This window comes from Microbacterium sp. lyk4-40-TSB-66 (assembly GCF_030209475.1).
In the GTDB taxonomy this organism is placed as follows: Bacteria; Actinomycetota; Actinomycetes; order Actinomycetales; family Microbacteriaceae; genus Microbacterium.
In genome coordinates this window covers 77748-96407 of record NZ_JARVRW010000002.1, presented here as the reverse complement: position 1 = coordinate 96407, position 18660 = coordinate 77748, and the positions used below count along the sequence as shown (strand labels likewise).

Sequence of the window (18660 nt, the reverse complement as noted above, 5' to 3'; positions counted from 1 at the left end):
TTGACAGTATGCGGGCAACCTCTGGTATTAGCGATTCGAACGTGTTACAAGGTCGCGTCGGTCGGGTGTACATCAAGTGCTCAACTTGCAATGCCGCCGCCCCGTGTCCACAGTAGGAGACCGGCGGGTATCGATGGCTGCATTCGATGTCTGCTCGAAACGGGGGCAATGTACATGCGGGTGCTTTTTTCGTTTCCTCATGCACTCGGGGCGCCAGGCATCGGCTGGACGGCATGGAACCAGGTCGACGGACTCGCCCGGCTCGGTCACGACGTCCACGTCGTGGCGGCCAGCATCGCGCGGCCCGTGCCGTCGAACGTGCGGGTGACGCAGACCCTCGCCGTGCGGGGCAAGAGGGTTCCGCACCGCGCGATCGGGCGCGACCGTGCCTTCGCGTGGCACGACGCCCAAGCGGCGCGATTCGCCGCGCGCGGCGGATACGACGTCGTGCACCTGTGGCCCACGGGCCCCGGTCGCACAGCGGCGACGGCGCGCGAGCGCGGGACCGCGGTCGTGCGCGAGGCGCCGAACACCCACACGGAGTTCGCGTGGCGGGTGGTCTCCGAGGAGGTCGCGAGACTGGGCCTGCAGGGCGAAGTCGACACCGCGCACACCGCGAACGACCGCCGTCTGAACATGGAACGCGCTGACTGGACGCACGCCACGGCCGTCCTCGCTCCGTCGGAGTTCGTGGCGCAGACCTTCCGTGACGCCGGTTTCGCCGACGACCGCATCCTTCGTCATCAGTACGGCTTCCGCCCCGGGACGCGGGTCGCCCGCGCCCGCACGGCGGCCCCGGCGCCTCTGCGCGCCGTCTACGTCGGACTCGGCGAGCCCCGCAAGGGACTGCACTACGCCCTCGACGCGTGGCTTCGATCGAGCGCGAGCGCGGAGGGGACCCTCACGGTCGTCGGGCGCATGCTCCCCGCGTACGAGGCCCTCCTCGCGGACCGCCTGGCCCACCCGAGCGTGCGGGTCGTCGGCTTCACCCATCAGGTGGAGGCGGCACTGGCGGCATCCGATGTCCTGCTCCTGCCCACCATCGAGGAGGGGTCGGCGCTGGTGACGTACGAGGCGCAGGCGATGGGCTGCGTGCCCCTCGTCTCGACCGCGTCCGGAGCCCTCATGGAGGACGGCGTGCAGGGACTCTTCCACGAGCCCCGCGACGTCGACGCCCTCGTCTCGCACCTCGACCTGCTCTCGAGCGACCGTGCGGAGCTGGCGCGGATGAGCGCCGCCGCGATCGCGCACGGCCCGGAGCTGACCTGGGACGCCGCCGCCCACACCCTCGTCCGCTGCTACGACGCCGCGCGCGACCGTGCCGCGGCGGGAGGTGCGCATGCTCACGCCGTCTGACATCTCGATCATCGTCTGCACCCGCAACCGCCCCGGGTACCTCCGCGAGGCTCTGGCGGCGATCCGCAAGAACACTCCTGCCGAGACCGAGGTCGTCGTCGTCGACAGCGCCTCCGACACGGACGAGACGCGGCGGATCGCGGAGGAGGCCGGCGTCGTCTACGTGCTCGCGGGCGCCGGACTGTCGGTGGCGCGGAACGCCGGGATCCATGCCTCCGCGCGCCCGTTCGTGATCTTCACCGACGACGACTGCCTTCCCGAGGAGGGGTGGATCGACGTCGTCCTCCCGCACTTCGAGGACCCCACGGTGGGGGCGGTGACGGGCCGCATGCTGCACCGCTCCGAGTCCGCCGCCAAGGCTCCGTACCGCAGGCAGCGCCTGTACCGCACCCCCGTCCAGGGACTGGATGCCGGCCACGGCGCCGTCATGGCGTTCCGACGCGAGATGCTCCTGCGCATGGGCGGCTTCGACGACGCGCTCGGTGCGGGGAAGCCCTGGGCCGGTGCCGAGGACCTCGACATCTTCGTCCGCATCGTCCGCGCCGGATCGACCATCGTGCACGACGCCACCTGCATCGTGTGGCACAACAACACCCGTGAGGGCCAGGACTACGTCAATCTGCACCGCGGCTACGGCCTCGGACTGGGCGCGATGATCGCGAAGTGGATCCACATCGATCCGGTGCTCGGCACCCGGCTCGCGTGGCGTCTGGTGGGGCGTTCGGTGGTGCGTATCGTGCGCGCCTTCGCCCGGAAGAAACCCGCGGCCCATGAACACGCCATGTTCGACGGCATCGTCACCGGAGCGCGACAGGCCTGGAGGTCGCCGGTGATCGGTGAGCGGTTCGCGTCCGTCCCGTCTTCGGCGGGTGTCTCGCGGCCGACGGCGCGTGCTGGAGAGACCTCGGCCGCCCCCGGGGTGTCGGTCGAGCTGCTCCGCATCCTCGATGAGACGCACCTCGCCACGAACATCCAGTACGAGACCATGCACACCGGGTGCATCCTCGTCCTGAGCGGTCGCAACCTGCGCCTCGCCGACGGCTCGCTGGACCAGGAGAAGATCCTGGCGGGAGTCGACCGGCTCGTGCGACGGGTTCCGGAGTTCCGCCTGCGCGTCATCGACTCCCCGCTCGGGATCACGGCGCCGGCGTGGGTTCCGGCTGAGGGCTTCGACCTGCGCAACCACGTGCACTTCCCCGAGGGGACGCACGACCTCGCGACGGACCGCCTGCGGTGGTTCATCGACGGTGACCGCGGCCTCCTCCCGCGCGACCGTCCGCTCTGGGACTTCACGTTCACGCTCCTGACGACTGGTCAGGTCGCCTTCGGGGCCCGCATGCACCACGCCAACGGGGATGCCAAGTGGGCGATGGAACGCCTCACCGAGCTCACCGAGGCATCCGAGGTCTCCGAGGAGACGCCGTTGCCGAGCATGGCGCGACCGCCCGCGTCGCGCGCGCTCGTGCCGCTGTACGCCGCCCGCAATTGGTGGCGGTTGCAGCCGAACGCCTCGGCCGCGTGGCGCGAGTATTGGCGCAAGCCGGTCGCGAAGAGGGCGAAACGCCTGGTCGGGCGCAATATCCGCCCCATCAAGGAGGTCTACGCGACCCGCCGGAACCTCCGCGCGAGCTTCATCCCGCCCTTCACCGACACGTACTTCGAGGTCGACGCCTCGGCCACCACTCGCCGGGCGGCGAAGCTGCGCGGCTCGCTGAACGACCTGATCGTCGCGGCCGCCATGTGCGCGGTCGACGACGACCGTGACGGCATCGACGTGATGGTCCCGGTGTCGCGGCGCAAGAAGGGCGAGCGCGCCATCCGCAACCACGTGGAGATGCTCCGCGCGCACGGGACGCCGTCGTCGGGCCTGCCCGAGGTCATCGCGTCGGTGCGCTCCCAGGTCGCGGCATTCGCACGCGGCGTCGCCGTCGAAGAGCAGCCGCGCGGTCGCTCCATCGGATACGTGACGCTGGTGCCGTGGTCGCGCGAGCCGCGGTTCTTCTCCGGAGATGTGGTGGAGCGGTTCATCGTGCTGCCGGCCTCGGATCGCCGGGACGAGCTCGCGGTGTTCGCCGCCGTCTACGGCGAGAAGATCACCTTGACGGTGACGACACGTGCGGAGCTGGACACCGACGGCATCGCCGGACGGCTCCGCTCGATGCTCGAAGGGGTGGACGAATGAACCGGATCCGCAAGACGCTCGTGGCCGTCGCCTCGCTGCTCGACCCGCGGGTGTACCTGCACGGACTGCGCGTGCTGCACTTCTACGGGTACTCCCACGTCTCGCAGGTGCGGAAGCTGACGCGCGGGACCGACGTGAGCTTCGCACCCAACGTCTCCTTCCGGAATGCCGAGCGCATCACCATCGGCTCCGGCACCCGGATCGGGGAGTACTCCACGATCTGGGCGGGCAACTCGACGGGTCGCATCACGTTCGGGGAGAAGGCCCTGCTCGCCCCCCGCGTGACGCTCACGGCATCGAACTACGGCATCGCGAAGGGCGTCGCGCCCATGGATCAGCCCAAGCAGGAGGATGACATCGTCATCGGGGCCGGAACCTGGCTCGGGGCCGACGTCGTCGTCCTCGCCGGCGTCACCATCGGGGACGGCGCGATCATCGCCGCCGGCGCCGTGGTGACGAAGGACGTCCCCGAGAACGCGATCGCCGGTGGCGTGCCGGCCAAGGTCATCGCCTACCGGCGAGACGACGAACCCGCGTCGACGCCCGGCCGGGTCACCGCGTGAGCGCGCCCACCGTCGACGCGATCATCGTCAACTACAACACCCGCGATCGCACCCTCGAGGCCATCGACTCCCTGGTCGACCTCGATCTCGACTGGCTCGGGATCGTCCTGATCGACAACGGATCCACCGACGGTTCCCTCGAGGCGATCCGCGCCGCGCACCCGACCGTGACGCTGATCGACGCGGGCGAGAACCTCGGATTCGCGCGAGCGGTCAATCGGGGCGTGGAAGCGTCGACGGCCGACTACGTCATGCTGTTCAACCCCGACGCGTCGGCCTTCCCGGGTTCGCTGGAAGCCCTGGTGGGCTTCGCCGAGGCCCACCCCGAACACGGGATCTACGGAGGCCGCACGGTCGACGAGACCGGCGCGCTCGACCCCTCTTCGTGCTGGGGTGCGCCGAGCCTGTGGTCACTGCTCTGCTACGCCACGGGGGCGTCGGCCGTGGCGAAGAAGTCCGCCCTGTTCGACCCGGAGTCCCTGGGGCGCTGGAAGCGCGACACGGTTCGCGAGGTACCCATCGTCACGGGCTGCCTCCTGCTCACGCGCCGTGACGTGTGGCACCGCATCGGCGGTATGGACGAGCGGTTCTTCCTGTACGGCGAGGACGCGGAGTTCTCGACGAGGGCATGGCGCCGCGGTTTCCGTCCGATCATCGTGCCCGAGGCCGTCATCCGTCACGACGTCGGCGGGTCGAGCAGTTCGAGCGGTCGCCGGCTGGCGATGGTCCTCGCCGGCAAGGTCACGTACTTCACGACGGTCTGGTCCGCCCCCGTCGCGCTGCTCGCGGTGCTGCTGCTCCAAGCGGGTGTGGCCCTGCGCGCGGTCCTCGAAGCCGTGCGCCGCAGCTCGCGCGACGCCTACCGTCAGGCGTGGGCCCACCGCCGTTCCTGGCGTCGCGGATTCCCCGCCGCCGAGCGCACCCTCTTCGGTCGGGAGCCGTCGACGACGGCGCGGCATCCATTGGTCGTCCAGGCCGAACCGGCGTTCCGCACCGAGAAGGCGAACCCCTACACCGCCGACCTGGCCCGCGCCCTGCAGCGGCGAGGCGCCGTCGTGCGCGATCTGCACTACGGACGCCTGCTCGTCGAGCGCACTGACGTCATCCATCTGCACTGGCCGGACCTGTCGTTCCTGTCGGGGCCGCGGCTGTACCGGCACGTCTGCCGGCTCGCGCTGTTCTACGGCAGCCTCGCGCTCTCGCGGCGGCGGGGGACCGTTCTGGTGTGGACGGTGCACAACGTCGCCGCGCACGAGGAGCGATCGACGGCCCGCCTGCGCGCACTGGCCGACAAGCTCCTGCTGAAGAACGTCGACGGCATCATCTCGCTGACGGCTCAGGGCGTCGTCGGCGCCCGTACGGCCTATCCCGAACTCGCCGCCGTTCCCGCGGAGGTCATCCCGCACGGCCACTACCGCGACTCCTACGACTTCGGGATCGGCCGCACCGCGGCCCGCGAGCGGCTGGGGCTCGACCCCCGTCGCCCGGTGATCGTCAGCGTGGGGCAGATCCGCCGCTACAAGAACGTCCCCCATCTGATCCGGGTGTTCCGCGAGAGCGACGTGGATGCCACGCTGCTCATCGCCGGCAAGATCTCGCCGCCCGAACTCGAGGCGGAGATCCGCGAGGCCGCACGCGGAGACGACCGGATCGTGATCGACGCGCGGTTCCTCCCCGATGACGACATCGCCGCGGCTCTGGCGGCGGCGGACCTCGTCATCCTTCCGTACTCGCGGATCCAGAACTCGGGCTCGGCGATCCTGGCCGTCTCGGCCGACCGCCCGGTGCTCGTTCCGCAGTTGGGGGCCATGCAGGAGCTCCAGCAGCAGCTCGGCGACGACTGGGTGCGCCTGTTCGACGGCGACCTGACGCCCGCCGCCCTGGCGAGCGCACTCGAGTGGTCCACGACGTCGGGGAGGCCGGAGAGAGCGGATCTGCGCGCGCTGGATTGGGACGTCATCGCCGCGCAGACCCTGAGCGCTTACCGCAAGATTCTCGGTCGAGCTCGGACGTGAATGTCGTGGACGGGCTCCGGAATTCCGGTGGTTCCGTTCGTTTTCGCACCGCGACCGGCGGTGCGCATCGCATTCCTGGTCGGCTCCGTTGCTTTGCCGGACACGGCCCTGTAATGCGCCTACCGTACAATTCACTCTGACGTCGGGCCTGAGAGAGGTCGGTTCCGACAAAAGATCTGGGGGAGATCAGTGATTCTTACTCGTGCGTCTGACAATGCGTCGTCCGGGAGGACGGCGACGAGAGAGCGCCGGCGGACGACGGCGGTCTCCACGACCCGCCGCGGAACGGGTGGGGTCTGATGATCGCGGCGCGTGACATGTCCGACCGTCTGGACCTGACCCCCGACAACCCGCGCAAGATGCTGCTCGCGGCGTCGACCGGCGGGCACATCGCCCAGCTCGTGCGCCTGGCTCCCGGGCTCGGCGCGACCGACGACTCGCTCTGGGTCAGCTTCGACTCGCCCCAGACCCGGTCGCTCCTCCGCGACAAGCGCACTCTCCTCGTGCCCTACATCAAGCCGCGCGACTGGCGCGGCACGCTCAAGGCGGTCGGTCAGATCGACAAGGCCCTCGCGGTCGAAGACTTCGACGCCGCCGTCAGCACCGGGGCCGCGCTCGCCACGGCCGCTCTGCCGGCCGCGCGTCGACGTGGCATCCCGGCGCTGTACATCGAGAGCGTCTCGCGCGTCCTCGGGCCCTCTCTGACGGGTCGCATGCTCTACCACAGCCGTCTCGCCGAGATGCGGACGCAGCACCGCTCGTGGGCCGGTGGCCGATGGGGCCTCCACCCGAGCGTGCTCGAGACCTTCTCGATCGAGGATCGCATCGCCCCCGAGGGGCGACCGCTGAAGATCTTCGTCACGCTCGGCACCATCCAGGGTTACCGCTTCGACACGCTCGTCGACTCCCTGCTGGCGACGGGTCTCATGGGTGAGGACACCACCTGGCAGCTCGGCTACACCACCCGTGACGACCTGCCCGGCCGGGTCGTGCAGGACATGGATGCCGCGTCCTTCGACCGGGCCATCCACGAGGCCGACGTGGTGGTCACCCACGCCGGCGTCGGCACCATCCTCGGCCTGCTCGAGGCCGGTGTGTACCCCGTCGCCGTCGTCCGCCGCGCCGGCCGCAACGAGCACGTCGACGACCACCAGGCCCAGATCGCCGGACTGATGAACGACACCCGGATCGGAACCGCCGTCGAGGTCGAGGACATGACGGCCGAGGTGCTGCTCGAAGCCGCGGCGCGACGCATCGCGACCACCGACGGGCTGCCGGCGCCGGAGCGCCGCTGACGGCGATCCGGCGGGGAGACCGCTCCGCCGGGAACGCCGCTGCGTCCGCCCCCGCCGCGGGGAGCCGCTCCGCCGGGAACACCTCCGATGTCGTCCCGGCGGGGGCTCGCGTCGGGACGAGCGGTCAGCGCGTCCGTACGCGGAGCCAGCGCAGGTCGTGCGCACCGAGCGTGACGCCGGCGCCGAGCCACACGGGGGCGCCGGTGACGAGGTCGAGCGCCTCGGGTGCGAGCCCCGACAGGGTCAACGCGTCGATCTCCACCGCGGAGTCGGCGACGTTCGCGACGACCAGCACCGAGAACCCGCTCTCGCCGGGACGCAGGAACGCGACCACCGAATTCACGCGCGCGTCGAAGGCGATCAGGTCGTTGCCCGCGAACTCCGGCGTCGCGCGGCGGACGGCGAGCAGTCGCGACAGCCGCGAGAAGACCCGGCCCGCGGGAGTCGCGGCATCCGTGCGTTCGGCGTAGTTCTGTTCGGGACGGAACGGGCGGTGCACCCACCGGCTGTCGCCCGCCTCCGCCGCCCGGTCGGCGTATGCGTAGTCGTTCAGCTGAGCGACCTCGTCACCGAGGTACAGCAGCGGGATGCCACCGGTCGACAGTGCCAGCGCGTGGGCGAGGATGACGCGGTCCTCACCGCCGGCGTCACCCGCCTCGACGCCGGCGAGGGATGCCGTGGTGCCGGTGACACGGGCGTCGCCCGTGCGCGGGTTCTCCTGGAAGGGAACGCCGCGGGCGAAGGTGCCGTCCGCACGGCCGACGTAGAAGTCGTTGAGGAAGCGGCGGTGCGGGTAGCCGTCGATGCCGAGCTCGGCGGCATCCTCGTCGGCGAAGGTCCACCCGATGTCGTCATGGCTGCGCACGTAGTTGACCCAGGCCGTGCCGTCGGGCAGGGCGTGACGCCGGTCGAGCGCCTGCTGCAGCAAGCGGCCGTCGCGCGTCGCCAGGGCCTCCCACGTGAGGGCCATCTGCAGAGGGTTGTACGAGATCTGGCACTCGTCGGGAGAGACGTAGGAGATGACCTCGTCGGGGTGCACGATGGCCTCCGACTTGAACAGCAGACCCGGCGCCGCCATCCGCAGCACCGCATTGAACGCCTGCAGCAGCAGATGCGCCTCGGGCAGCGATTCGCAGGTCGTGCCGAGTCGCTTCCAGATGAAGGCCACGGCATCCATCCGCAGGATCTCGACGCCCTGGTTGGCCAGGAACAGCATCTCGCCGGCCATCGCCTCGAAGACGGCGGGGTTGGCGTAGTTGAGGTCCCACTGGAAATGGTAGAACGTCGCCCAGATCCAGCGTCCGTCGTCGAGCTGCACGAATGAGCCGGGATGGTCGTCGGGGAAGATCTCCCGCGTCGTCCGTTCGAACGCGTCGGGCATCTCGCGGTCGGGGTAGATGAGGTAGAAGTCCTCGTACCCCGGCTCTCCGGCGACGGCCTTCTTCGCCCACTCGTGCTCGTTGCTGGTGTGGTTGAAGATGAAATCGACCACGAGCGAGATGCCCGCGCGCCGCAGGTCGGCGGCGAGGGACGCGAGCTCCGCCATCGTCCCCAACGCCGGGTTCACGGCGCGGTAGCTCGACACCGCATAGCCGCCGTCGCTGTTGCCCTCGGGGCTCTCGAACAGCGGCATGAGGTGCAGGTAGGTCAGCCCCAGTTCGCGGAAGTACGGGATCTGATCCCGGATGCCGCTGAGCCCGCCCGCGTAGCGGTCGACGTAGCAGACACCGCCGAGCATGCGCTCGCTCTCGAACCAGTCGGGGGTGCTGTCGCGTTCGCGGTCGAGGGCCTTGAGCGCCCGCGGACGCTCGGTCCACGAGCGTCGGGCGAGGTCGACGACGGATGCCAGTCGCTCGAGGCCGTCGGTGCGCTCGCCGTAGAGGCGGACGAAGAGCTCGTGCAGGCGGGGCAGGTGCAGTTCGGCGTGGGCGAGGAACTCGCGGTCGGCGCCCGCACTGTTCAGGTCGCCGAGGATGTGCGAGACGTCGCGGGGGCCGGGGTTGAGCTGTGTCACGGGTGACAGCCTGACGCATGGAATCGGTCCCGGCCGGCAGCGACGTGCCCGCGATCCCCGCGACGCCCGCGCGGGCGGTGGCGGTGCCCCGGGCGCACGTCGCAGGCACCCGTCGCGCGAACCACGTCGTACGATCGACGACGGCCCGACGCGCGGGCGCGAGGGGGACGCGGTGTCGGAACGGGGTGCGGTCGGCGTGGCCGTCGGGGGAGCGGTGCTCATCGGCGCCCTCACCGCCCTGCAGGCGCGCATCAACGGCACCCTCGGCGCCGCGTTCGGCGACGGCATCGTCGCTGCGGCGGTGTCGTTCACGTCAGGGCTGGTGATCCTCGTCGCACTGTCGGCGCTGCTGCCCGAAGGGCGTCGCGGGTTCGGGCGGCTGGTCGGCGGCATCCGGACCCGGTCCATCCCTCCGTGGATGCTCCTGGGCGGCCTCGTCGGCGCCTTCACCGTGGCGAGTCAAGGCTTGACGGTGGCCACGATCGGCGTCGCCCTGTTCACGGTCGGCTTCGTCGCCGGCCAGACCACCGGCGGCCTCGTGCTCGATCGGATCGGCTACGGTCCGGCCGGCGTCGTTCCGGTCACCGTGCGCCGCGCCGTGGGGGCGGCCCTGGCCATCGCGGGTGTCGTCGTCTGCCTGTCGGGCGACGCCCTCGCGGGCGTCCCCCCGTGGATGCTCATCGTGCCCGCGGTCGCCGGCGCCGCCGTCTCGTGGCAGCAGGGCACGAACGGGCGTCTGCGCGTGCAGGTCGACAGCCCTCTGACGGCCACGCTGGTGAACTTCATCGGGGGGACCGTCGTGCTCCTCCTCGCGGCGGCCGCGCACATCGCCGTCGTCGGCGCGCCCCGGGCCGTGCCGACCGAGCCGTGGCTGTACAGCGGCGGCGCGGTGGGCGTGATCTACATCTTCCTGTCGTCGGTGGTCGTGCGTCGCACCGGCGTGCTGCTGCTGGGCCTCGGGTCGGTGGTGGGGCTGCTCACCACCTCGGTGCTGCTCGACGCGGCGTGGCCCGCCCCGGCGGCGCCGTCGCCCGCAGTCGCGGTGCTCGCCGCTGCGGTGGCCATCGCCGGTGTCGTCGTCGCGGCCGTGCCCTGGCGGCGGCGGCGCGGCTGAGGTCGCTCCGCCGGCCCCGAACGACGACGCCGCCCGAGGGGAGCCCCCGGGCGGCGTCGCTGCACGCGTGCGGATCAGTGGGAGACGTCGTCGACCTTGCGGCCCTTCTTGCCCCCGGGCATGCGCGAGATGTGCTTCGCGGCATCCACGGTCTTGCGGCGCACCGGGCGCGAGCGCTGCGGCTTGCCGCCCACGTACAACCAGCCCAGCAGCACCTCGCCCTTGCGCAGGCCGTGCGCCTTCGCGAGCGCCTTGCTGCGGGTGTTGTCGTCGGTGCGCCAGAACACGCCGAAGCCCGCCTCGTCGAGCACGAGGCTGAGCATGTGGGCGACACCGGATGCCGCGGCCTCCTGCTCCCACGCGGGGATCTTCTTCGACGACACGTCGGCCACCAGCGCGATGATCAGGGGCGCCCGACGCGGCTTCGAGGAGTACCCGCGCTTGCCGTCGGCCTTGTTCAGCGCGCGAGCCAGCAGGTCGCGGTCGCTCCCGCGGATCTCGATGATGCGCCACGGGCGCAACGTCTTGTGGTCGGCGACGCGACCGGCCGCGGCGACGAACGCCTCGAGCTCGGGACCGGTGGGGGCGAGGTCGGTGACCTTCGACCACGACCGGCGGTCGCGCATCGCCTCGAGTGCGCTCACGCCTTGTCTTCCGGGGTGAAGCTCAGCGAGAGCGAGTTCATGCAGTACCGGTCGCCCGTGGGCGTGCCGAAGCCGTCGGGGAACACGTGCCCCAGGTGCGAGCCGCAGTTCGCGCACCGCACCTCGGTGCGCTGCATGCCGTGGCTGTTGTCGTCGATGAGCTCGACCGCCTCGGGGCGCACCGACTCGTAGAAGCTCGGCCACCCGCAGTGGGAGTCGAACTTCGTCCCGCTCTGGAACAGTTCCGCACCGCACGCGGCGCAGGTGTAGAAACCGGCGCGGCTCTCGTCGAGCAGCTCACCCGTCCAGGCGCGTTCGGTGCCGGCCTGGCGGAGCACCGCGTACTGCTCGGGCGTCAGCTCTTCGCGCCACTGGTCGTCGGACTTGTCGACGGCGTAAGTCATGGAAACTTCCCTTCTCCGGCATCCATTCTGTCGTGCCCGGGAGCGGTCAGGTCGGCGCGGCATAATCTGCGGGATGGATCAGGATGCCGTGAATGCCGTCGTCGAGAGGTACGGGCGCTTCGCCCTCGACGAGGCGCCCGGCCGATCCGCCGTCTACGAGGCGTGGGCGCGCCGGGTGGTCGACGACCCCGCGGTCGCGACAGCCCTCGCCGGAATCGCCGAGACGCGCCGTCAGCCCCCGCTCGTCTTCGCCGTCCTCCGCGTGCTCGGCGCCCCGATGGGCGATCTCGATGCCTGGGCGTCGTGGGTGGTCGCACACGCCGACGCGATCGCGGACGAGTGCGGGCGGCGGAGCGTGCAGACCAACGAGCCGCTCCGGTGCGCCGCTCTGCTGCCGGCGCTGTCGTTGATCGAGGGGCCCGTCGCCCTGCTCGAAGTGGGGGCGAGTGCAGGGCTCTGCCTCTACCCCGACCGCTATTCGTACCGCTACCGCAGCGGTGCCGACACCCTCGCGCTCGACCCCGTGGACGGAGTGAGCCCGGTCGTCCTCCACAGTGCGCTGGAGGGGATGCCGGAGGTGCGGATGCCGCAGGTGGTCTGGCGCGCGGGCATCGATCTGAACCCGCTCGACGCGCGTCGGGCCGACGACCGGGCGTGGCTCACGGGCCTCGTGTGGCCGGGGGAGGAGGGGCGGCGGGAACGGATCGAGGGCGCACTCGACATCGCCGCGGCCGCCCCGCCCCTGCTCGTCGCCGGCGACGGGGCCGACGCCCTCCCGGAACTCGCCGCCCGCGCGCCCCGCGACGCCACCCTGGTCGTGACGACCCCCGGTGTGCTCGCGCACGTCCCGCGTGCCCGGCGCGCGGCGGTGATCGCGGCAGCCCGCACGGCGGGGCGGTGGATCACCCTCGACGCGCCGGGACTCCACGAGGGCTGGACGCGACCCGTCGGGTCGGTGCGGGGAGGCTTCTCGCTGGCGCTCGACGGCGACGTCGTCGCCGAGGTGGATCCGCTGGGGGCCTGGGTGGCGTGGCATCCCGGATCCGAGGCTTCACACCCTTAACGTGGAGCCGTGACTCTGTCGGACCGCGAACTCACCTTCCTCGCCTTCGAGGGTGAATGGCGGCGCCACGCGGGGGCGAAGGAAGAGGCGATCCGCGCCGAGTTCGGCCTGACGCCCGCCCGGTACTACCAGGTGCTCGGCCGCCTGATCGACACGCCCGACGCCCTCGCGCACGACCCGATGCTCGTGCGTCGCCTCCGCCGCCGTCGCGACGAGGCCGCGGACCGCCACCGGTCACGGCTCGGTCGAGCGGCGTCGCGCTGACGGAGCGGCCGGGCTCCGACCGGTAGCATCGTCCAATGGCCAGATCGACCTTCCCTCGGGATCGCTTCGACGACCTGCCCGATCCCTCCGGGCGCATCGGTGCCCACCGCGCCGAGAACCCCCGGCTGCGTGGATGGATCGTGTTCCTCTGGGCGGCCATCGCCACGCTCGTGCTGATCATCGCGGGCATCTTCGCGACCCTCGTCGTGTCGGGGCGCATCTCGCTCGGTCCCGACGACGCCGCGAGCCCCGTGCCCACCGTCGAGGCCACCACGCCCGCCGTGGTCGATCCGTCGTATGCGGTCGTCGTGCTGAACGGAACCGCCGACGAGGGGCTGGCCGGATCGCTCCGCGACACGATCATCGCCGCCGGCTGGCCCGGTGACGGCGTCGAGACGGGTGACTCCGACAGCACCGACTTCGCACAGACGACCGTGTTCTACCTCCGCGAGAGCGACGAGGCGGCCGCCGAGGGTCTCGCTCAGGCGATCGGGGGCGCCGAGATCGCCCAGAGCGATTTCCTGCAGCCGACGGACGACCCCGGCACCCCCGACGACGAGAGCGCGGTCAAGCGGCTGATCGTCGTGATCGGCCTCGATCGCGCCGCCGGTCAAGCGTCGGAGTCGCCCGCATCCTGACCCGCGTGGCCGCGTGTTTCCGCGGGGTAACAACTTGGCGGCACGCGCGTCAACAATGCGTCCGAACCCTGATCAGGGGGCACTCTGCGTGCTTACGATGACCTCGTCGTTCAGCAACAGGAGATTCGCATGACGCAGGGCACTGTCAAATGGTTCAACGCCGAGAAGGGTTTCGGCTTCATCACCGTCGCTGACGGGCAGGACGTGTTCGTCCACTACTCGAGCATCGAGATGTCGGGCTTCCGCGTCCTCGAGGAGGGGCAGGCGGTCGAGTTCACCGTCGGCACCGGTCAGAAGGGACCGCAGGCGGAGTCGGTTCGCCTGGCCTGAGTGCTGATCCGAACGCCGCGGCATCCGAGTTCCGGATGCCGCGGCGTTCGTCGTTCCACGGGCGTCCGGTGGCTTGCACTCCCCAGGGTCGAGTGCCAGAATGAGTTAGCACTCGCTTTCGTCGAGTGCCAAAATCTGCAAGTCACCCGTCCGGGAGGGACGACACACTTATGGCAAAGATCATCGCTTTCGACGAAGAGGCTCGGCGCGGCCTCGAGCGCGGCCTCAACACGCTGGCCGACGCCGTCAAGGTGACCCTGGGCCCCCGCGGTCGCAACGTCGTGCTCGAGAAGAAGTGGGGAGCCCCCACGATCACGAACGACGGTGTCTCGATCGCCAAGGAGATCGAGCTCGACGACCCGTACGAGAAGATCGGCGCAGAGCTGGTCAAGGAGGTCGCCAAGAAGACCGACGACGTCGCGGGTGACGGCACCACCACCGCCACCGTTCTCGCCCAGGCGCTCGTGCGCGAGGGCCTGCGCAACGTCGCCGCCGGCGCCGACCCCATCTCGCTCAAGAAGGGCATCGAGAAGGCCGTCAAGGCCGTCACCGACGAGCTGCTCGCCTCGGCCAAAGAGGTCGAGTCCAAGGAGCAGATCGCCGCGACCGCGTCGATCTCGGCCGCTGACCCCGCCATCGGCGAGCTCATCGCCGAGGCCATCGACAAGGTCGGCAAGGAAGGCGTCGTCACCGTCGAGGAGTCGAACACCTTCGGCACCGAGCTCGAGCTCACCGAGGGCATGCGCTTCGACAAGGGGTACATCAACCCCTACTTCGTCACCGACCCCGAGCGTCAGGAAGCGGTCTTCGAAGACCCGTACATCCTGATCGCGAACCAGAAGATCTCGAACATCAAGGACCTTCTGCCCATCGTCGACAAGGTGATCCAGGAGGGCAAAGAGCTCCTGATCATCGCCGAGGACGTCGAGGGCGAGGCTCTCGCGACCCTCGTGCTCAACAAGATCCGCGGCATCTTCAAGTCGGTCGCCGTCAAGGCTCCCGGCTTCGGCGACCGCCGTAAGGCGCAGCTGCAGGACATCGCGATCCTCACCGGCGGCCAGGTCATCACCGAAGAGGTGGGCCTCAAGCTCGAGAACGCGACGGTCGACCTGCTCGGCCGTGCCCGCAAGGTGATCATCACCAAGGACGAGACCACGATCGTCGAGGGTGCCGGTGAGTCGGAGCTGATCGAGGGTCGCGTGACCCAGATCCGCCGCGAGATCGAGAACACCGACAGCGACTACGACCGCGAGAAGCTCCAGGAGCGCCTCGCGAAGCTCGCCGGTGGCGTCGCCGTCATCAAGGCCGGAGCCGCGACCGAGGTCGAGCTCAAGGAGCGCAAGCACCGCATCGAAGACGCCGTGCGCAACGCCAAGGCCGCTGTGGAAGAGGGTGTCGTCGCCGGTGGTGGCGTCGCGCTGATCCAGGCCGGCAAGAACGCCCTCGGCAACCTGAACCTCGTCGGTGACGAGGCCACGGGTGCCAACATCGTCAAGGTCGCCATCGAGGCCCCGCTCAAGCAGATCGCGCTCAACGCCGGTCTCGAGCCCGGCGTCGTGGCCAACAAGGTCGCCGAGCTCCCCGTGGGCCACGGCCTCAACGCCGCGACCGGCGAGTACGGTGACCTGTTCGCACAGGGCATCATCGACCCCGCCAAGGTGACGCGTTCGGCGCTGCAGAACGCGGCGTCCATCGCAGGGCTCTTCCTCACCACCGAGGTCGTCGTCGCCGACAAGCCCGAGAAGGTCTCCGCTCCCGCGGGCGACCCGACGGGTGGCATGGACTTCTGATCCACGTCTGACGTCATCGGAACGCCCCCTCCTTCGGGAGGGGGCGTTCTGCGTGTGCGGCGGGTCGTCGCATGGGTCGTGCCTGTGCGGCCGGGACCGCCGGACTGCGCCGGGCGGCGTGCGCGGTCACGCCCACCGGCGCCGCGTGCGGAGGAGATTCCGGGACGGGAGGAGTGATCCGCACCGGGGGGTCCTCCGCCGCCCGGATCCCCTCCGCTCCCGGCGCCGCGCTCGGGGGCGACCGATGCGGTCGGGCCGGGGGCCGTCGTGCTCGGCGGTCCGGGCGCGACGGGGAAGGGGGCACTCGGCGGGCCTTTCGCCGCGCGCGGACCCCCGCAGCCCCTCGCCCTCGCCGCTAGCGCGCCCCTCGGGGCCGATCACGACGGGGAACGCCTGGGTGGCGGTCCCGCCTCCTCAGGCGGTCGGCTCGGGCCGATACCCCGCGGGGAGACGCTCGAGGGGCTGCGTCTCGATGAGCGCGTGCTCCTGGGCGTCGCGCCGGTCGGCGAGGGGGAGCGAGACGCGGAAGGTCGCGCCGCCACCGGGTGTGTCGACCACCTCGACGGTTCCGTGCAGCAGGTCGACGATGGATGCCACGATCGATAGCCCGAGGCCCGACCCGCCCGTCTCGCGGGTGCGGGAGGTGTCGGCGCGCCAGAAGCGCTGGAAGATCTGGTCGCGGATCTGCTCCGGAACGCCCTCGCCGTGATCGATGATCTCGATCCACCCCATGTCGCTCTCGACGTCCACGCCCACGCGGAGACCGATGGGAGAGTCGTCACCGGTGAACCGGCGGGCGTTTCCGAGGAGGTTCGCCACGACCTGGCGCACCTTGTTCTCGTCTCCCAGGACGATCGGCGCGATCCGCGCGGGCGTGCGGACCACCCCGGTCGGAGAGGTGGGCGCCGCGGTCGGAGCGCCGTCGGCAGGCGTCGACGCCGACTCGGCGGCATCCCGGGGCTTGCGCCGAAGCCGCGACAGCGTCGCACCCGCGATCGCCATGGCCGATGTGGTCGGGGCGGCGCGCCGGCGGCTCGCGGCCGTCGTGGGATCCCCGCCGGCATCCAGCAGCGGATCGAGGGTGATGGTGGGCAGGACGATCTCGTCGCGCGAGGTGGTGTCGTCGACGGTCACCTCTCGCTGGGGAGAGGTGACCCGCAGGTCGAGAGCCGCGTCGCGGGCGATCGGACGCAGGTCGAGCGGGATGATCGTCACGTCGCGGCGCTCGTCGAGACGCGCGAGGGCGAGGAGATCCTCGACCAGCGCGCCCATGCGGATGGCTTCCTTCTCGATGCGCTCCATCGACTGCGCGACATCCTCGTCCGAGCGGATCGCGCCCATCCGGTACAGCTCCGCGTATCCGCGCATCGTGACCAGGGGGGTGCGCAGCTCATGGCTGGCGTCGCCGATGAAGCGACGCATCTGCCGCACCGTGGCATCCCGTTGGCCCAGGGCGCCGTCGATCCGCGCGAGCATCGCGTTGATCGCGGTCTTGAGCCGGCCCACCTCGGTATCGGGGACGATGTCGGTCAGTCGCTGGCTGAAGTCACCGGCGGCGATGTCCATCGCGGTCGTCTCGACCTGGCGGAGGTTTCGGAACGCCAACGTCACGAGCCACCGGGTGAGCAGGGCGGTCGCGATGAGGATCAACAGGGCGACGAAGGCGTAGATGCCGATGTACGCCGCGACGATGCGATCGGTCTGCGCGAGCGGCTGGATCACCATCTGCGTGTAGACGCCCGAGCTGCCGTTCACCTGCAGCACGCCGACGCGCGCCAGGAAATGCTGGCCCGAGTCGGCGTCGTGGAGCTCGATGCGCCGATCGATCTGGCTGTAGGTCTGCTCGACCGTGAACGTCGACGGCAACTGGGGCAGGGTCTTGGATGCCGTGCCGTTGTAGAACGCCTTGCGTTCGCCGTCGGGGCCGTAGACGACCACCATCGACCCGATCTGCGGCGCGTTCTCGATCTGCGAGAACACGATCTGCCCGTCGATGGGCGTCATCGTGAACACGCTGTCGGCGATGTTGCCCGCCGCCTGCTGGGCGAGCTGCTCGTCGAGGTTGTTCACCAGCGTCGTCCGCAGAAAGACCATGGTGCCGATGCCCGCCGTGAACAGACCGATCGCCAAGAGCATGACGGTGACGCCGGTGACCTTGGTGCGGAGGCTCAGTCCGCGCCACCAGCGCGTGAGGGAATCGTCGGGATGCGACAGGGCGGATGCCTTCTCGTCAGGCGGTCTTGCCCGACTTCAGCATGTAGCCGAAGCCGCGCTTGGTCTGGATCAGCGGTTCGGAGGAGTGCGGGTCGATCTTGCGACGGAGATACGAGATGTAGCTCTCGACGATGCCGGCATCGCCGTTGAAGTCGTACTCCCAGACGTGGTCGAGGATCTGCGCCTTCGACAGCACGCGATTGGGGTTGAGCATGAGGTAGCGCAGGAGCTTGAACTCTGTCGGGCTGAGGTCGATCGACACGTCGCCGACGCTGACGTCGTGCGTGTCCTGATCCATCGTGAGTTCGCCGGTGCGGATGATCGACTCCTCGTCGGCCTGCATCGTGCGGCGGAGGATCGCCTGGATGCGGGCGACGATCTCGTCGAGGCTGAACGGCTTGGTGACGTAATCGTCGCCTCCGGCGTTCAGGCCCTCGATCTTGTCTTCGGTCTCGTCCTTCGCCGTCAGGAACAGGATCGGCGCGGTGTAGCCCGCGCCGCGCAGACGCTTGGTGACGCTGAAGCCGTTCATGTCGGGCAGCATCACGTCGAGCACGATGAGGTCGGGTTCCTCCTCGAGCACGGCCGAGATCGTCTGCGCGCCGTTCGCGACGGCACGCACCTGGAACCCGGCGAAGCGCAGACTCGTGATGAGCAGGTCGCGGATGTTCGGTTCGTCGTCGACGACGAGGATGCGAGGTGCTGTCATGACCTCATTATCGTGACACGACCCAGCAATCCGCTGGATATGGAACCGATGGGCGCGCCCTGCTA

At 70.2% G+C, this 18660-nt stretch carries 16 protein-coding genes; 11 read left to right on the top strand and 5 right to left on the bottom strand.

Annotated elements, in window-relative coordinates; translation table 11 throughout:
- The first annotated feature begins 90 nt into the window (after nucleotides 1-90).
- From QRO03_RS02565 to QRO03_RS02545, 5 genes are all read left to right on the top strand, one after another.
- A complete protein-coding gene (locus tag QRO03_RS02565; RefSeq protein WP_350224115.1) occupies nucleotides 91-1356 on the top strand; it encodes a glycosyltransferase family 4 protein in 1266 nt (421 codons plus the stop codon).
- Nucleotides 1340-3538, top strand: a complete 2199-nt coding sequence (locus QRO03_RS02560) for a glycosyltransferase (protein WP_285135955.1) — start codon at nucleotides 1340-1342, stop codon at nucleotides 3536-3538. The genes QRO03_RS02565 and QRO03_RS02560 overlap by 17 nt, the downstream gene beginning before the upstream one ends.
- Nucleotides 3535-4101 carry an acyltransferase gene (locus QRO03_RS02555; protein ID WP_285135954.1) on the top strand — a complete coding sequence of 189 codons (567 nt, stop codon included), beginning with the start codon at nucleotides 3535-3537 and terminating at the stop codon, nucleotides 4099-4101. The genes QRO03_RS02560 and QRO03_RS02555 overlap by 4 nt, the downstream gene beginning before the upstream one ends.
- The gene (locus QRO03_RS02550) at nucleotides 4098-6116 is read left to right on the top strand and encodes a glycosyltransferase (RefSeq protein WP_285135953.1); all 2019 of its coding nucleotides are present in this window, start codon (nucleotides 4098-4100) and stop codon (nucleotides 6114-6116) included. Before QRO03_RS02555 ends, QRO03_RS02550 begins: the two co-directional genes overlap by 4 nt.
- 317 nt (nucleotides 6117-6433) lie before the next feature.
- Nucleotides 6434-7411, top strand: a complete 978-nt coding sequence (locus tag QRO03_RS02545; protein ID WP_285135952.1) for a glycosyltransferase — start codon at nucleotides 6434-6436, stop codon at nucleotides 7409-7411.
- Nucleotides 7412-7535: 124 nt separating this feature from the next.
- Here QRO03_RS02545 and QRO03_RS02540 read toward each other — a convergent pair whose 3' ends face one another.
- On the bottom strand, nucleotides 7536-9425 hold the full coding sequence (locus QRO03_RS02540) for an alpha-amylase family protein (RefSeq protein WP_502882998.1): 1890 nt from the start codon (nucleotides 9423-9425) through the stop codon (nucleotides 7536-7538).
- 172 nt (nucleotides 9426-9597) lie between these two features.
- Here QRO03_RS02540 and QRO03_RS02535 point away from each other — a divergent pair, with 172 nt between their 5' ends.
- A complete protein-coding gene (locus tag QRO03_RS02535; protein ID WP_285135951.1) occupies nucleotides 9598-10539 on the top strand; it encodes a DMT family transporter in 942 nt (313 codons plus the stop codon).
- Between the two features lie 74 nt (nucleotides 10540-10613).
- Here the strand turns inward: QRO03_RS02535 and QRO03_RS02530 are convergent, their stop codons facing one another.
- Entirely contained in the window at nucleotides 10614-11165 is a 552-nt protein-coding gene (locus tag QRO03_RS02530; RefSeq protein ID WP_285136438.1) for a nitroreductase family protein, read from the bottom strand.
- Nucleotides 11166-11179: 14 nt separating this feature from the next.
- Nucleotides 11180-11587 carry a peptide-methionine (R)-S-oxide reductase MsrB gene (gene msrB, locus QRO03_RS02525; protein WP_502882997.1) on the bottom strand — a complete coding sequence of 136 codons (408 nt, stop codon included), beginning with the start codon at nucleotides 11585-11587 and terminating at the stop codon, nucleotides 11180-11182.
- Between the two features lie 73 nt (nucleotides 11588-11660).
- On the opposite strand from msrB, the gene QRO03_RS02520 reads away from it, so the two are divergent.
- The 5 genes from QRO03_RS02520 to groL all read left to right on the top strand — a co-directional run bounded on the left by QRO03_RS02520 (nucleotide 11661) and on the right by groL (nucleotide 15672).
- Nucleotides 11661-12650 (top strand): DUF2332 domain-containing protein, encoded by a 990-nt coding sequence (locus QRO03_RS02520; protein WP_285135950.1) that lies wholly within the window; start codon nucleotides 11661-11663, stop codon nucleotides 12648-12650.
- A gap of 9 nt (nucleotides 12651-12659) precedes the next feature.
- Nucleotides 12660-12914: a DUF3263 domain-containing protein gene (locus QRO03_RS02515; RefSeq protein ID WP_285135949.1), complete on the top strand. Its 255-nt coding sequence runs from the start codon at nucleotides 12660-12662 to the stop codon at nucleotides 12912-12914.
- Between the two features lie 35 nt (nucleotides 12915-12949).
- Nucleotides 12950-13552 (top strand): LytR C-terminal domain-containing protein, encoded by a 603-nt coding sequence (locus tag QRO03_RS02510; RefSeq protein WP_285135948.1) that lies wholly within the window; start codon nucleotides 12950-12952, stop codon nucleotides 13550-13552.
- A gap of 129 nt (nucleotides 13553-13681) precedes the next feature.
- Nucleotides 13682-13882: a cold-shock protein gene (locus QRO03_RS02505; protein ID WP_055838224.1), complete on the top strand. Its 201-nt coding sequence runs from the start codon at nucleotides 13682-13684 to the stop codon at nucleotides 13880-13882.
- 170 nt (nucleotides 13883-14052) lie between these two features.
- On the top strand, nucleotides 14053-15672 hold the full coding sequence (gene groL, locus QRO03_RS02500) for a chaperonin GroEL (RefSeq protein WP_285135947.1): 1620 nt from the start codon (nucleotides 14053-14055) through the stop codon (nucleotides 15670-15672).
- A gap of 414 nt (nucleotides 15673-16086) precedes the next feature.
- On the opposite strand, the gene QRO03_RS02495 is transcribed toward groL, so the two are convergent.
- Both QRO03_RS02495 and QRO03_RS02490 read right to left on the bottom strand, forming a co-directional pair.
- Nucleotides 16087-17808 (bottom strand): sensor histidine kinase, encoded by a 1722-nt coding sequence (locus QRO03_RS02495; protein ID WP_285135946.1) that lies wholly within the window; start codon nucleotides 17806-17808, stop codon nucleotides 16087-16089.
- A 94-nt stretch (nucleotides 17809-17902) separates the two neighbouring features.
- Entirely contained in the window at nucleotides 17903-18595 is a 693-nt protein-coding gene (locus tag QRO03_RS02490) for a response regulator transcription factor (RefSeq protein WP_055956651.1), read from the bottom strand.
- Nucleotides 18596-18660 lie beyond the last annotated feature (65 nt).